The organism is Vibrio sp. PSi01 (assembly GCF_054960695.1).
This window is the reverse complement of record NZ_JBHNYN010000006.1, coordinates 92146-106646: the sequence shown is the minus strand read 5'-3', so window position 1 is coordinate 106646 and position 14501 is coordinate 92146. Positions and strand designations below refer to the sequence as shown.

General features: G+C 45.6%; 12 protein-coding genes. All 12 read right to left on the bottom strand.

Annotated elements, in window-relative coordinates; genetic code table 11:
• Positions 1-17: 17 nt before the first annotated feature.
• The 12 genes from ftsA to rsmH all read right to left on the bottom strand — a co-directional run bounded on the left by ftsA (position 18) and on the right by rsmH (position 14371).
• The gene (ftsA, locus tag ACFI6G_RS11350; RefSeq protein WP_010434747.1) at positions 18-1286 is read right to left on the bottom strand and encodes a cell division protein FtsA; all 1269 of its coding nucleotides are present in this window, start codon (positions 1284-1286) and stop codon (positions 18-20) included.
• On the bottom strand, positions 1279-2058 hold the full coding sequence (locus ACFI6G_RS11345) for a cell division protein FtsQ/DivIB (RefSeq protein WP_010434745.1): 780 nt from the start codon (positions 2056-2058) through the stop codon (positions 1279-1281). The genes ftsA and ACFI6G_RS11345 overlap by 8 nt, the downstream gene beginning before the upstream one ends.
• Before the next feature lie 191 nt (positions 2059-2249).
• A complete protein-coding gene (murC, locus tag ACFI6G_RS11340; protein ID WP_010434743.1) occupies positions 2250-3710 on the bottom strand; it encodes a UDP-N-acetylmuramate--L-alanine ligase in 1461 nt (486 codons plus the stop codon).
• A gap of 13 nt (positions 3711-3723) precedes the next feature.
• The gene (gene murG, locus ACFI6G_RS11335) at positions 3724-4785 is read right to left on the bottom strand and encodes an undecaprenyldiphospho-muramoylpentapeptide beta-N-acetylglucosaminyltransferase (RefSeq protein ID WP_016789751.1); all 1062 of its coding nucleotides are present in this window, start codon (positions 4783-4785) and stop codon (positions 3724-3726) included.
• 12 nt (positions 4786-4797) lie between these two features.
• Positions 4798-5994, bottom strand: a complete 1197-nt coding sequence (gene ftsW, locus ACFI6G_RS11330) for a cell division protein FtsW (RefSeq protein ID WP_010434740.1) — start codon at positions 5992-5994, stop codon at positions 4798-4800.
• Between the two features lie 22 nt (positions 5995-6016).
• Positions 6017-7333 (bottom strand): UDP-N-acetylmuramoyl-L-alanine--D-glutamate ligase, encoded by a 1317-nt coding sequence (gene murD / locus ACFI6G_RS11325; RefSeq protein WP_016791799.1) that lies wholly within the window; start codon positions 7331-7333, stop codon positions 6017-6019.
• A gap of 57 nt (positions 7334-7390) precedes the next feature.
• On the bottom strand, positions 7391-8473 hold the full coding sequence (gene mraY, locus ACFI6G_RS11320) for a phospho-N-acetylmuramoyl-pentapeptide-transferase (RefSeq protein WP_010434722.1): 1083 nt from the start codon (positions 8471-8473) through the stop codon (positions 7391-7393).
• Positions 8470-9843, bottom strand: a complete 1374-nt coding sequence (locus ACFI6G_RS11315; RefSeq protein ID WP_010434721.1) for a UDP-N-acetylmuramoyl-tripeptide--D-alanyl-D-alanine ligase — start codon at positions 9841-9843, stop codon at positions 8470-8472. The genes mraY and ACFI6G_RS11315 overlap by 4 nt, the downstream gene beginning before the upstream one ends.
• The gene (gene murE, locus ACFI6G_RS11310) at positions 9840-11327 is read right to left on the bottom strand and encodes a UDP-N-acetylmuramoyl-L-alanyl-D-glutamate--2,6-diaminopimelate ligase (RefSeq protein WP_016789749.1); all 1488 of its coding nucleotides are present in this window, start codon (positions 11325-11327) and stop codon (positions 9840-9842) included. The genes ACFI6G_RS11315 and murE overlap by 4 nt, the downstream gene beginning before the upstream one ends.
• A gap of 18 nt (positions 11328-11345) precedes the next feature.
• Positions 11346-13103 (bottom strand): peptidoglycan glycosyltransferase FtsI, encoded by a 1758-nt coding sequence (locus ACFI6G_RS11305; protein ID WP_010434717.1) that lies wholly within the window; start codon positions 13101-13103, stop codon positions 11346-11348.
• Entirely contained in the window at positions 13100-13417 is a 318-nt protein-coding gene (gene ftsL, locus ACFI6G_RS11300; RefSeq protein ID WP_010434716.1) for a cell division protein FtsL, read from the bottom strand. The genes ACFI6G_RS11305 and ftsL overlap by 4 nt, the downstream gene beginning before the upstream one ends.
• A gap of 3 nt (positions 13418-13420) precedes the next feature.
• On the bottom strand, positions 13421-14371 hold the full coding sequence (gene rsmH / locus ACFI6G_RS11295; protein ID WP_010434714.1) for a 16S rRNA (cytosine(1402)-N(4))-methyltransferase RsmH: 951 nt from the start codon (positions 14369-14371) through the stop codon (positions 13421-13423).
• Positions 14372-14501 lie beyond the last annotated feature (130 nt).

Below are 14501 nucleotides of genomic sequence, written 5' to 3'. Positions count from 1 at the left end.
TTTTCCTGCAACTCAGGTTAAAACTCTTTTTGTATCCAATTACGCAATTTGCCAAACAAGCCTGACATAGAAGGTGCTGAACGCTTAGGTTCGCTGTAATCACCTTCATCACTTATCTGACAATCTCTTGCGTAATGAAGTAAACCAACCGCCGTAGAATGATACGGCTCTTTAACATAGTCAGTTAAGCCACTAACTTCTAATGGCTTACCAACTCGAACTTGATTGCGGAAAACGCGTTCCGCACACTCTACCAATCCGTCAATTTGTGCCGCTCCACCAGTGAGAACGACGCCAGCTGCAAGGTGGTGTTTAATACCTTCATCGCGTAGCTGTAATTGAACCGTATCAATAGTTTGGTTAACGAGCCCCATAAGTTCAGTGTAACGTGGTTCAATCACTTCCGACAAAGTTTGTCGTTGCAAACTTCTCGATGGGCGACCACCAACACTTGGGACGTTAACAGAGTCATCCTTGCTTACGAGTTCACTCAGAGCGCAACCATGGTTTACTTTTATCTCTTCAGCATCGCTCACTGGCGTGCCGAAAGCGAAGGCAATATCACTGGTTACTGCATTTCCTGCGTAGGAAAATACTTCTGTGTGTCGAAGCGCGCCGCCAGTCCATATGGAAATATCCATTGTACCCGCACCGATATCTACCACACACACTCCAAGCTCTCTCTCGTCTTCAGTAATTACCGCGTTACTTGAGGCAAGTCCTGAAAATACGATCTGTTCTACTGTGAGACCACATCGTTCAACAGCTTTAATAATGTTTCTCGCCATGTCGCTATGGCAAGAAATTAGGTGAACACTGACTTCCATTCGAACACCAGATAAGCCAAGTGGGTTCTTAATCCCTTCTTGATAATCAATGGTAAATTCTTGTGGGATCACGTGCAGAATTCTCTGCTCATCACCTATTTTAATTGATTTCGCGGTATGGATCGCTCGATCCATATCATCTTGAGACACTTCTTCATCTGAAATAGTGCCCATGCCTTTTTCAATTCGGCTTGCGATATGTTTGCCCGATAGCGAGATAAACACATTGCTGATTTGGCATTCCGCCATCAACTCTGCTTGATCAATAGCTCGCTGAACCGACTTAACTACCGACTCTAGGTCGTTTACACCACCTTTATCCATACCTCTAGATGGGCTTTGCCCTGATCCAATGATATTGATTTGACCATCAGGCAATATTTCACCAACCAGAGCTGATATGGTCGCAGTGCCTATATCAAGACCAACGATTATGTTGTCATCTGCGGTCTTAGTCATCTGTGCTCTCTTCTAACTCTTGCTCTGGAAACCAGCCTACAGCGGCTCCCGTATCATACCTGAGGTCGATGTAGCTCACTTGATTCGCCTTACTACCTAATTCGTTGTAAAGCGAAATGAAGCGTTCAACACGCTCATCTAAAGAATCTTTACCTAGTTCTAAACGGATACCGTTATCTAGGATTATTTGCCACGCGCGACGCTCATTGAGAACGAGCGAGGTAACGGTTAACCCTAGACTATTAATCAAAGGAGTTATCTGTCGCCATTTTTCTATCACTTCTTGGCTGGTGCCGTCTGGGCCGTAAAGCTTGACTCGATCGCCCTTTAATAGGCCGATATCACCATTAAACACCTGACCATCGTCATTAAGCAGCATGTTACCGTTCCAGATTGCTGCTGCATGATACTCAGTCAAAAATACTTTTATTGTGTCTGGCCACTGTTTACGAATTGAGACAACAGACACCCAAGGCAATGCTTCTAAACTGTTTTGCAACACACCAATGTCCTGTGACATGAATGTTCCAATATGCTCAAGCTCGCCAAAGGCATGCTGAACATCACCAGCCGTTACATAAGTTAAGTCGCCCTGAAGTACTATTTTGGAAAGAGGCAATCGCTGATCGTCCCACATCCAAGTCAGTGTGGTATAGAAAAGAAACCCAATGAATAGCAGCACCACAACAAAAAAAGACCCGCCTAAGGCGTGTTTCTTGAGCGACGGTAAACTGAATAGGTGGCGGTTTTCGCTAAAAGTACTTTCTACCAAAGCCCGCATTCCCTGTCGTTGGTTCGCAATTCTATTCCCTATCTTCGTAATAGAGGTAAAAGCACTTACTTTAACCTATGAATTATACTGAGCAAAATCAAACTATCAAACGTTGATAATAAGATTTTTGGTCAATTTTAGGTCAATCGCAAGAAGTGAGCGATCAACCACAGTCTGTAGACGGTATTCTGTTACGCGTTCTGCATTTTATTAATGTCTAATTGTAACGATTCAAGCTGCTTCGCTACACGGCCAACATCACCTGCACCCTGCGTTAAAACAAGATCACCACCTTGAATTACGTTAGCTAGAGCCGACGGCAGCGCGTTGATATCAGCAACAAAGATTGGATCTATCTTACCACGACCACGAATAGTTCGACTTAACGAACGCCCGTCCGCACCTGCAATAGGTTTCTCACCTGCCGAGTACACATCTAATAAAATTAGAACATCAACCTGCTCAAGAACGTTAGCAAAGTCATCATACAGATCGCGAGTACGGCTATAACGGTGAGGTTGGAAGATCATCACAAGACGTTTGTCAGTCCAGCCGCTGCGTGCAGCTTGGATAGTAACATCCACTTCAGTTGGGTGATGACCATAATCATCAACCAACATTGCAACGCCTTTACCGGTTTCGTACTCACCTAAGTGATCGAAACGACGGCCTGTGCCTTCCGTTCCTGCCATCGCTTTTAGAATTGCTTCATCACTGATGTCATCTTCAGTCGCAACCGCAATTGCAGCTGATGCATTTAGCGCATTATGACGGCCCGGAATGTTCAATGTAATATCAAGGTTAGCTTTGCCTTCACGTACCACAGTGAACTTGCCTTGTTGCCCTTCTTGTACGTAATTTTCAATACGGATATCAGCATCTTCTGAGAAACCGTAAGTAATCACTTGGCGACTCACCTGAGGAATAAGCTCACGTACAACAGGATCGTCAACACACATCACAGCCTGACCATAGAATGGCAGGTTGTGTAAGAAATCAATAAACGTCTGCTTTAACGTTTCAAAATCACCGCCATAGGTATCCATATGATCCGCTTCAATGTTAGTCACAATACTAACCATTGGTTGCAGATGCAGAAATGACGCATCACTTTCATCAGCTTCAGCGATAAGGATACGACTTGAACCTAAGCGAGCATTAGTGCCTGCACTTTTCACCAAACCACCGTTTACGAAAGTGGGATCGAGGCCTGCTTCCGAGTAAATCTGTGTAACTAGCGCTGTGGTCGTTGTTTTACCGTGCGTACCAGCCACGGCAATACCGTGACGAAAACGCATCAGCTCAGCCAGCATTTCCGCACGACGAACAATCGGTGTACGCGCTTCACGAGCAGCAACAATCTCTGGATTTTCTTCGTTGATAGCGGTTGAAACCACCACTACACTTGCATCAGCAACGTTACTTGCTTGGTGGCCAATGTAAACTGTCGCCCCCTTGCTAACTAAACGATCAGTCACTGGGTTTTGAGCAATATCAGAACCCGTGATCTGATAGCCTTCATTTAGCAAGACTTCAGCAATCCCGCTCATTCCAGCACCACCAATACCAATGAAGTGGATAGATTTAACACGGCGCATTTCTGGCACCATTGCACGGATTTGCGCTAAGTCTTGGGTATGTTCAATCGTCATCAATTCAGTCTCGTTATTTTGCTAAAGCTTTAATTGCTTCAGCGACGGTCACATCAGCATCAAGCTTGGCTGCTTGACGAGCTTTTGTTGCCATCATTTTTAATTCATTTCTATCAAGCTGAGCGATAGCGTTCGCGAGCTTATCAGCCGTCAGTTGTGGCTGTTCAATCATTAATGCTGCGCCACATTCAACTAAATGGTCGGCATTCAACGCTTGCTGCCTGTCTTTGTGCATGAACGGAACAAAGATAGAACCAACACCAGCAGCTGACACTTCAGATACGGTTAATGCACCTGAACGACAAACTAATAGATCTGCCCATTCATAAGCTTGCGCCACATCATCAATAAATTCAGTTACTTGAACATTATCTACAGAGTGTGATTTGTATTGTTCAATCACTTGCTGTTGATTGTTCTTACCGGCTTGATGCACCACAGTAAAACCTTCACCAAGCTGGGCCATGCTCACTGGCAAGGTATCGTTCAGAATTTTAGCGCCCTGACTGCCGCCCATCACTAGGATACGAATATCACCGTCGCGCTCTGTCATGCGTTGCTCGGGTTCAGCTAAGGCAACCACATCTTCACGTACTGGATTACCCACCACATCAGCAGTAGGGAAAGCACCAGGGAAAGCTTGGAATACTTTTTTGGCAATTTTAGATAGCCATTGATTAGTTAAACCCGCCACTGCATTTTGTTCATGCAGAACTACTGGAATACCGGATAACCATGCCGCGATACCACCGGGGCCACTCACGTACCCCCCCATTCCAAGCACTACATCTGGCTGCCATGCTTTGATGTGATGTCTTGCTTGAAGTATGGCATTAATAATCTGGAATGGCGCTTTAATTAACTTGCTAATGCCTTGACCACGCAGGCCTTTCACTTTAATAAAGTCGATCTCAATGCCATGTTTTGGCACTAAGTCCGCTTCCATTCTATCCGCGGTTCCTAACCAGCGAATTTCCCAACCTTGTTGCTGAAGCTTTTTAGCCACGGCTAAGCCAGGGAAAACGTGACCACCAGTACCACCAGCCATCACTAAAAGTTTTTTGTTTTGTTTCATAACGTTGGATTCTTATTCTACTAATTCGTTTTGATTGTCGGCTTGTTCTTCTTGTTGTATTCGACATTCGTGATCAATGCGCAATAGCATTGAAACCGCGACTGACATGACGATAAGACTTGAACCACCGTAGCTGATCAATGGCAATGTTAGACCTTTGGTTGGAACGATACCTGAAGCGGCACCTACGTTAACAAGCGTCTGAAATGCAAACCAAATACCAATACCAAAGGCAAGATAACCGCTGAATAACTGGTCGTTCTCGAATGCTTTCTTACCAATTAAAATCGCTTTCAGTACCAAACTAAAGATCAGAATCAGCACGAGAGTTACACCAACAAAGCCTAACTCTTCTGCCAATACAGCAAACACAAAATCGGTATGTGCTTCAGGCAAATACTCTAACTTCTGAACCGAATTACCAAGACCTTGTCCCATCCAATCACCACGACCAAATGCCATTAGTGATTGAGTTAATTGGTAGCCACTGCCGAACGGGTCATTCCAAGGTTCCCAGAATGAGGTCACACGTCGAACACGATAGGGTTCTATAACAATTAATCCAACGACCGCGGCAATGCCCGCCACCATCAAGGCAATAAACTGTGAAAGCTTAGCACCTGCAATAAACAGCATGCCAAACAAGGTCACCAACATTACAACAACCGTACCTAAATCGGGCTGGCCGAGAAGCAAAACAGCAAAGGCACCAAACACCATGATTGGCTTACCGAAACCGCCGAAAAACGTTTTTCTGACCTCGTCTTGTTTACGAACCAGATAGCCCGCCATAAAGATAAACAGCGATAACTTAGCGACTTCTGCGGGTTGTAAGTTAAACAGTCCAAGTGGAATCCAGCGTGATGCACCATTAACCGACTTACCAACGGCCAGCACCACCACTAGCAAAAAGAAGGACAAACCCAACAGATACATACTGTATTGAAACCATCGCTTCATTGGGATCTGCAATATTACGCTGGATACACCTAGCGCCAACACAAGGAAAATGGCGTGGCGAAACATAAAGTGAAATGGCTGATCGGTTAAACGAGCGCTGATAGGAAACGAAGCCGACGTTACCATCACCAAGCCTGTCAGCATCAGTCCAAGAGCAATCCATACTAATTGACGGTCGTAAAGCGCCTCTGGTGTGGCACGATTAAGCCATTGCCAAATAGATTGATTGATCTCTTTCACTCTTTGCACTGAATGTTAGTCCTTCAACACGTTAGGCGTATTCATGAGCGAGTTCAGTGAAAGCATCACCTCTCGCCATGAAGTTATTAAATTGATCAAAGCTTGCACACGCTGGAGACAGCATCACCATATCACCGGGCACCAACTGCGTTGAGATGCTTTCGATAATGTCACTAATGGTTTCAAACGTCTTAGCCGATTGATGCAACGACATAAATTGCGCAGCATCTTCACCGAAGCAACACAGCTGAACACGCTCCAGTTGCGCCAACACAGGCTTGAGCTCACTAAAGTCAGCACCTTTACCTACACCACCAACCAAAAGATACAAAGTACCTTGGCACTCTAGCCCCGACAAAGCCGCCAATGTACTGGCTACGTTGGTCGCTTTCGAGTCGTTAACCCACTTGATAGAACGCTTATCAGCTACCACTTGGCAACGATGCGTTAAACCGTTGTAGGTCTTCAGAGCTTCAAGGCTTTTGCTGTAATCAATACCGACTTGTTTAAGCAGTGCTAGCGAGACTAGCGCATTTGCCACATTGTGACGTCCAACCAATGTTAAATCTTGAGTAGGAAGTACTGGCTTGCTGCTATCCACCAACCATTCAGTACCATCAATCGTCGCCACACCAAACTCTTGGTCGTCGAGTCCGAATGTCACTAATGGCATACTGTGGTCAGGATAAGTCTCTTTGTCTTCGCGGTTTACAATCGCGTACTGAGCGTTGTAAAAAATTCTTAATTTGGCGTCACGGTAATCGGCCATGCCTTGATAGCGATCCATATGATCTTCTGACAAGTTCAAAAAGGCCGCCGCTGCAAGGTTTAAACTGGATGTTGTCTCTAGCTGAAAGCTTGAAAGCTCAAGGACATATAAGTCGGCATCAAGCTCTAAAAGATCTAAGGCAGGAATACCGATGTTACCACCAACACCAACATTGAGACCTGCGGCTTTCGCCAGTACACCTGTAAGATCAGTCACCGTGCTCTTGCCGTTTGAACCTGTTATTGCCACAACGGGTTTATTTACCGCCCAGCCAAACAGTTCAATATCACCAACAACCGGAACACCCGCTTGAATAACATCTTGTATTTCCGGGGTCGCTAAGGCGATACCCGGGTTAGCAACGACTAAATCCGCTCCCGCTAACCATTGGCTATTCCAACTTCCAGAATGCAGTTCCACAGATTCAGGCAAAGATTCTCTGCCCGGTGGTAGCTCGCGAGTATCAATCACCTTCACATGTGTGTGAGGTTGATATTTTACGAGATGTTTAACGACAGAGAGCCCGGTAATACCGAGCCCCACAACCACTACATTTTGAATATTTTGCCAACGTTCCATTTAAACAAGATGCTCTTAATAGTTTTAAAGAGCCTCTAATCTGAGGCTCACATAGGATTAACGAACTTTCAGTGTCGCTAGACCAACCAATACTAATACCATTGAGATGATCCAAAAACGCACGATTACACGCGGCTCCGGCCAACCTTTAAGTTCGTAGTGGTGATGAATCGGTGCCATGCGGAAAATACGCTGACCACGCAATTTGTAAGAGCCTACCTGCAGAATCACTGACAAGGTCTCCATTACAAACACACCGCCCATGATAACCAGTACCAATTCTTGGCGAACTAACACAGCAATCACACCCAATGCACCACCAAGCGCTAGAGAACCAACATCGCCCATGAATACTTGTGCTGGGTAGGTGTTAAACCATAGAAAGCCGAGACCTGCACCCACGATAGCAGTACATACAACAACCAGCTCAGAGGTGTATGGGATGTATGGAATGTGTAGGTACGCGGCGAAGTTAACGTTACCTGTCGCCCAAGCAATCACAGCAAAGCCAGCCGCAACCATCACCGTTGGCATAATGGCCAAACCGTCTAGGCCGTCCGTTAGGTTTACCGCATTACTGGTACCCACAATAACAAAGTACGTCAGCACTATGTAGAACAAGCCTAACTGTGGCATCACATCTTTGAAGAAAGGAACAACCAATTGTGTTGCCGCAGTATCGTGACCATGAGCGTATAGAGCGAATGCGACAACCAATGCAATCGCCGATTGCCAGAAGTACTTCCAACGAGCAATCAAGCCGTCTGTATTTTTACGAACGACTTTACGGTAGTCGTCAACAAAGCCAACCGCACCGTAACCGCCAAGAACAACCAATACCGCCCAAACGTAAGGGTTAGAAAGGTCAGCCCACACTAATACCGTAATAATGATCGCAGCTAGGATCATCACGCCACCCATGGTTGGTGTACCACGCTTACTGAAGTGAGACTCAGGGCCGTCATTACGAACAACTTGGCCAATTTGTAGCATTTGCAGACGCTCAATTAAACGAGGTCCCATCCACAGTGACAGACATAATGCCGTCAAAATACTCGCGATTGCACGAAACGATAGGTATTCGAACAAACGGAAAAAAGAAAAGTGTGGCTGTAGTAGCTCTGCAAGCCAAATTATCATGAAAAGTTCTCCTTTAAAGCAGCGGCTATTTTACTCATTCCTGCACTGTTTGCGCCTTTTACCAACAAGGTATGTGACGCGTTTTCTGGCAAGCATAAGTGCTGCTCTATGTGCGCGATCATCGCTTGATGCGTTGCAAAGTGAGTACCATTACAGACCTCACTAATCACCTTAGTATCATTACCGTAAGTGAGTACATGCTCAAAAGCGAATGGGGCAGCATATTCACCGACTTGACGGTGAAGTGCAAGGCTTTCGTCGCCTAATTCAGCCATATTGCCTAAAATCAACCAACGTTGACCTTTGAAGCTCGATAGCAATTTAGCTGCCGCCTTCATTGCAGGCACGCTGGCGTTATAACTGTCATCTATCAGCTTGATATTCTGACTTAATTGTTGAACCTCAACTCGTCCTTTGACTGAGATAAGATTCGCTAAACCATTTTTTATTTCATCGAGCGTTGCGCCAAACTGAATGCTCAACGCTGCTGCTGCTAAGGCATTCGCTACGTTATGCTGGCCGATAATGCCAAGTTCAACGGGCACAGAACCTTTTGGTGTCTGCATATCAAAGCACGCTTCACCTTGCTCGTTGATACGAATATTTTTGGCAAAGTAATCCGCTGTATCATCACTTTCTGAAAAGGTCAGAACCGCTTTATCTGCGAGAACTTCACTCCAAAATTCGCCACCGTTACTCTCTAAACTAACAATAGCAGTGTCACCAGCTGCAAGCCCCTGAAAAATTTCACCTTTTGCTTGCTTCACACCATCAATTGAGCCAAATCCTTCTAGGTGCGCCGCTGCCACATTATTTACCAAGGCAACCTGTGGTTTCACAAGCTGGGTAGTGTAGGCGATTTCACCGATATGGTTAGCGCCTAATTCGATCACCGCATAGTCATCGCTTGGTTCACTACGTAGCAAAGTCAAAGGCACACCAATATCATTATTGAAGTTACCTGCCGTAAACAGCACCTTGCCACGTTGTTGCAGAATGCTCGCCACCATCTCTTTGACGGTCGTCTTGCCACAACTGCCAGTAATCGCCATGGTTGGCACGTCACATTGTTTATGGATCCAAGCACTTAACTGACCTAAAGCAAGTTTAGTGTCTTCAACAACAACTTGAGTAATATTTAAGTCAAGTTTTCGTTCGACTAACAACGCACTCGCATTCGCCTCAACGGCTTGATGACAAAAGTCATGCGCATCAAAACGTTCTCCGACGAGAGCAACAAACAATGCGCCCTCTTCAACGGTGCGAGTATCCGTAGAAACGGCATTAATTACGTTATGACTGGAGTTGACAGCCTCAATCAACTCGCCGCTGACTGCTGAACAAATTTGTTCGAGTGATACATCAATCATGATGAAATACCTAAAAGTTGAAGCGCAGACTCTCGGTCTGAGTAATGTACCGTATTGTCTTTCAATACTTGGTAATCCTCATGGCCTTTACCAGCCAAAAGAATAATGTCATTGCTGTCTGCCTGCTCAAGTGCAAACTTAACCGCTTGGTAGCGATCGTGCTCGACGAACGCCGATTCCGGCTCACTTAAACCAGCAAGCATATCTTTGACAATCAAAACCGGATCTTCGCTGCGAGGGTTGTCATCTGAAATAATAATTTTATCGGCAAACTGCTCTGCGGTCGCTGCCATCATCGGGCGTTTCCCTGTGTCACGATCTCCACCGCAACCAAAGATAGCCCACAATTTTCCCGAGCAGTGCACGCGCAATGCTGCCAGAGCTTTCTCTAACGCGTCTGGTGTATGAGCGTAATCAACAACTACTTTAGCTTTGCTCGGCACTTGGAACAGTTCCATACGACCAATAACAGGCTGAAGCTGAGGTGCAGTATCGACTAATATTTTCTTATCGATGCCCAATGAAAGCAGAGTCGCGAAAGCAACCAATACATTTGATGCGTTAAACTGACCAATTAAAGGAACCGAAAGATCGCCTTGTCCCCAGTTACCATCGAAAGACATCTGAATACCAGTTTCTGCATAAGCGACATCAGACGCCCATACCGATTGTTGATAACCCGCTAGCGGTGATAGTGAAACAGCAATGGCCTTGGATAAATCTATCATCCAAGCCTTACCCACTTCGTCATCCACATTAATGACGGCATGCTTGCATTTGTGTTGAGTAAACAAGCTCTTCTTCGCCAGAGCGTACTCTTCCATGGTGCCATGGTAATCAAGATGATCACGACTCAAGTTAGTAAAGACACCAACTTCAAAGTCCAAAGCCTTTACTCGACCTTGCACCAAACCATGAGAAGAGATCTCCATCGCAGTATAAACGGCTTTTTCTTCAGCCAACTCACTCAGCGTGCGCTGTATTTCAATCGCGCTGCCTGTGGTGTTAGCCGCTGTTTTTAGATTATCTAGGAAACCATTACCTGTGGTGCCCATTACCGCAGAGCGTTGACCAACGAGATCAAGCCATTGAGCAATCAATTGAGTGATGGTGGTTTTGCCATTGGTGCCAGTAACACCAATCAGTTTGGTCGCTTGAGAAGAATAAACTCGACCAGCCAGTTCAGAGAGAATTGAATTTAGCTCCGCTACATAAACAACAGGAACTGCATTTAACCACTCAACCAAGCCATGAGCTTTGTCATCACCAGCCTGTGCAATGACGGCTTTAGCTCCTTGAGCGACCGCTTTGTCGATAAAACGGCGACCATCAACGGCATGTCCAACAATGGCGACGAAAATATCACCTTTCTTGATGGCACGACTATCCAACTCCAATTGCTCAACAGCAATCGACTCTAGTTCTGTTGAATCAAAGTCCCCCCAAGGAGAAAGTAAAGATGACAGCGTGAGGCTATTACTCATATTGAATCCTGATTAACTCTATTCTTGAAACTTATTTTCATCAGCCGGGACATTCATGATTTGTAGTGCACCCTTCATGATCTCAGAAAATACAGGGGCTGCGACTGAGCCACCATAGTAAAGGTCACCTTGAGGCTCATTGACTACAACAACCAACGCAACTCTTGGGTCACTTACTGGGGCAAAGCCTGCAGTGATCGCAATGTATTCATCACTGTATCCGCCAGCCTCTGCCTTACGAGATGTACCCGTTTTGGCTGCAACGCGGTAACCCGGAACGGCGGCTCTTGTCGCCGTTCCACCTTTTTGAGTCACCCCTTCGAGCATGTTCAAAACCAGTTCAGCGTTTTCTCGCTTGATAATCTGCTTAGAAAAATCTTGGTCGTTGCTCTTAATAATATGAATTGGCTCATATAAGCCTTTGTTGGCTAGCGTCGCATAAGCATGTGCTAACTGCATCGGTGTAACAGACAAACCATAACCAAACGCTAAGGTCGCAATCTCAAACTTTGACCAGCGACGGCGATTCGGGAAAATACCGCTCGTTTCACCAACCAAATTCAGCCCAGACATCTCACCTAGACCAACCGAGCTGTACATACCAAGCAAGGCTTCGAGTGGCATATTAAGCGCTAATTTCGCAACACCTATGTTACTCGACTTTTTGAGGATCAACGCTAAGTCAGCCTTACCCACTTTAGACGAATCTCGCACACGACTACCACCGATCTGCATAATACCGTTGCCAGTATCAATAACGACATCTGGGTCTGCGGTGCCGTTCTCTAGCGCCGCTAAAACCACAAAAGGTTTCACGGTAGAGCCAGGTTCCATGGCGTCGGTTAATACGCGGTTTCGCATCTTAAAGCTTTGTAGGTCAGCACGGTTATTCGGGTTGTAAGATGGCGCATTGACCATGGCTAACACGGCACCTGTTTTTACATCGAGCAGTACCGCAGAGCCTGAAGTCGCCTTATGATCGGCCACCGCTTGCTTGATCGCTCGATAAGCAATGGCCTGTAATCGTTGGTCGATGGTTAATTCTAATGGCTTGCCTTCTTCACGCTCTTCTAAGGCAATATTTTCGACAACGCGTCCATAGCGATCTTTACGAATGGTACGTTTACCCGCTTCACCAGTGAGCCACTGATCATAACTGCGTTCTACACCTTCAAGACCATGACCATCGATACCGGTTACACCAATAAGATGAGCACTGATTTCACCTGCAGGGTAGTAACGACGAGATTCAGCTTTAAGCCCCACACCCACGAGTTTAAGATCGCGGATATATTTAGCCATCGCAGGGCTAACTTGTCTCTGAAGATAAATAAATCGGCGGGATTTGTTACTAGAGATCTTATCGATCATCGGTTGTCGTTCTAGGCCAAGTACATCAGCTAACGCATACCAACGATCAATTTGAGCCATACCATTTTTATCGAAAATGGTTTTCGGGTCAGCCCATACCGCTTCAACAGGAACACTGACAGCAAGTGGCTCACCATTGCGATCAGAAATAATGCCACGAGCAGAAGGAATAGCCTTAACACGCACCGAACGAAGGTCGCCCTGACGAATTAAGTTATCTGGTTCAATGATTTGTATATAAGCCACACGACCAACAAGTGCAGCAAAGGCAAGAAACACGAAAGCAATAACGACGTTAAAACGCCATTTTATCAGAACTGGATCCGAATCCTTTTCGCTCTTCACACGCTTTTTCGTTGATTTATTAACGGTTTTCGCGGGTGATTTTTCCTTTTTACCGGTCATTTCAGTGTGATCACAACTTCTTTATCAGAGTCTGGACGTTTCATGTCTAACTCTCGTTTTGCCGATGCTTGAACGCGACTGTGTTCAGCCAAAGCTGTCTCTTCAAGCATTAAATTTCGCCACTCATCATCTAGCTGCTCTCGTTCGACTAATGCCATGTCTTTTTGCGTAATCGCCTGACGTGACATATGTGTCGTAAGAACGACCCCCATCGCACTCGCAAAGATACAGATAAGAATCACCAATGGGACCTTACCCACGGAGATCAAATCAAAAAATATTATCTTGGCTAAGTTAGGCTTGGAGGTCTTCATTGACTACAGCTTTTCTGCGATTCGTAGTACTGAGCTGCGTGAACGAGTATTTTCATCCACTTCACCTTTAGAAGGCTTGATCGCTTTACCAATTGGTTTTAGATCGGCACTGCCTAAAGCTTTAATTTGATCTTCTGTTAATGGTAAACCATGAGGTACCTGAGGGCCTTGACTCTCTTTACGGATGAAGCGCTTCACCATACGGTCTTCAAGAGAGTGAAAACTGATAACAGAGATACGACCTTGGGGAGCAAGAATACTTGCAGCGCCTTTCAGTGCGGTATCGATCTCTTCAAGTTCACTATTAATGTAGATACGAAATGCTTGGAAAGCACGTGTCGCTGGGTGCTTTTTCTCTTTAAAGTTCTTTGGAGCGACATCAGAGATAAGCTTAGCCAATTGGCCAGTACGTGTTAACGGTTCGTTCTCTTCGTTCTCTTGATAAGCAATGATGCCCTTCGCGATACGACGAGCGTGTTTATCTTCACCGAACTCACGGATAACCCATGTGATGTCATCAAGATCCGCATCAACTAGCCACTGAGAAACCGGAATACCCGTCGTTGGATCCATACGCATGTCTAGCGGGCCGTCTTTCATGAAGCTAAAGCCACGTTCAGCATCATCTAGCTGTGGTGAAGACACACCTAAATCCAGTAAAACACCATCCACTTTACCCACTAAGTCATAACGCTCTGCATATTCAGCCATACCTGAGAATGGGCCGTGAATAATCGTAAAACGGGGGTCATCAATCTTCTGAGCTTCAGCAATTGCTTGTGGATCGCGGTCGATACTAAAGAGTCTTCCATTCTCGCCCAGTTTAGACAGGATTGTACGGCTGTGCCCACCACGGCCAAAAGTACCATCGATGTAGGTACCGTCAGGTTTGATCGCAAGTCCGTCAATAGATTCGTTAAGCAATACTGAAATATGTTTGAATGCTTCTGTCATAGTCTTCTCAGTGAGTGGATTGAGCCATTAGTTCGGCAATAATTTGTTCTATTAACGTTTTAGTGTACTGATTTCACGCTGTATCTCCACCATATTGTGTATAGGCATTTGGAATTTTTGACCCAAGCTT

Bases quoted from the DNA above. Each gene is read 5' to 3' on its own strand.
- ftsA (WP_010434747.1), bottom strand. From the start codon at position 1,286: ATGACTAAGACCGCAGATGACAACATAATCGTTGGTCTTGATATAGGC.
- murC (WP_010434743.1), bottom strand. From the start codon at position 3,710: ATGACGATTGAACATACCCAAGACTTAGCGCAAATCCGTGCAATGGTG.
- murG (WP_016789751.1), bottom strand. From the start codon at position 4,785: ATGAAACAAAACAAAAAACTTTTAGTGATGGCTGGTGGTACTGGTGGT.
- murD (WP_016791799.1), bottom strand. From the start codon at position 7,333: ATGGAACGTTGGCAAAATATTCAAAATGTAGTGGTTGTGGGGCTCGGT.
- mraY (WP_010434722.1), bottom strand. From the start codon at position 8,473: ATGATAATTTGGCTTGCAGAGCTACTACAGCCACACTTTTCTTTTTTC.
- ACFI6G_RS11315 (WP_010434721.1), bottom strand. From the start codon at position 9,843: ATGATTGATGTATCACTCGAACAAATTTGTTCAGCAGTCAGCGGCGAG.
- murE (WP_016789749.1), bottom strand. From the start codon at position 11,327: ATGAGTAATAGCCTCACGCTGTCATCTTTACTTTCTCCTTGGGGGGAC.
- ACFI6G_RS11305 (WP_010434717.1), bottom strand. From the start codon at position 13,103: ATGACCGGTAAAAAGGAAAAATCACCCGCGAAAACCGTTAATAAATCA.
- ftsL (WP_010434716.1), bottom strand. From the start codon at position 13,417: ATGAAGACCTCCAAGCCTAACTTAGCCAAGATAATATTTTTTGATTTG.
- rsmH (WP_010434714.1), bottom strand. From the start codon at position 14,371: ATGACAGAAGCATTCAAACATATTTCAGTATTGCTTAACGAATCTATT.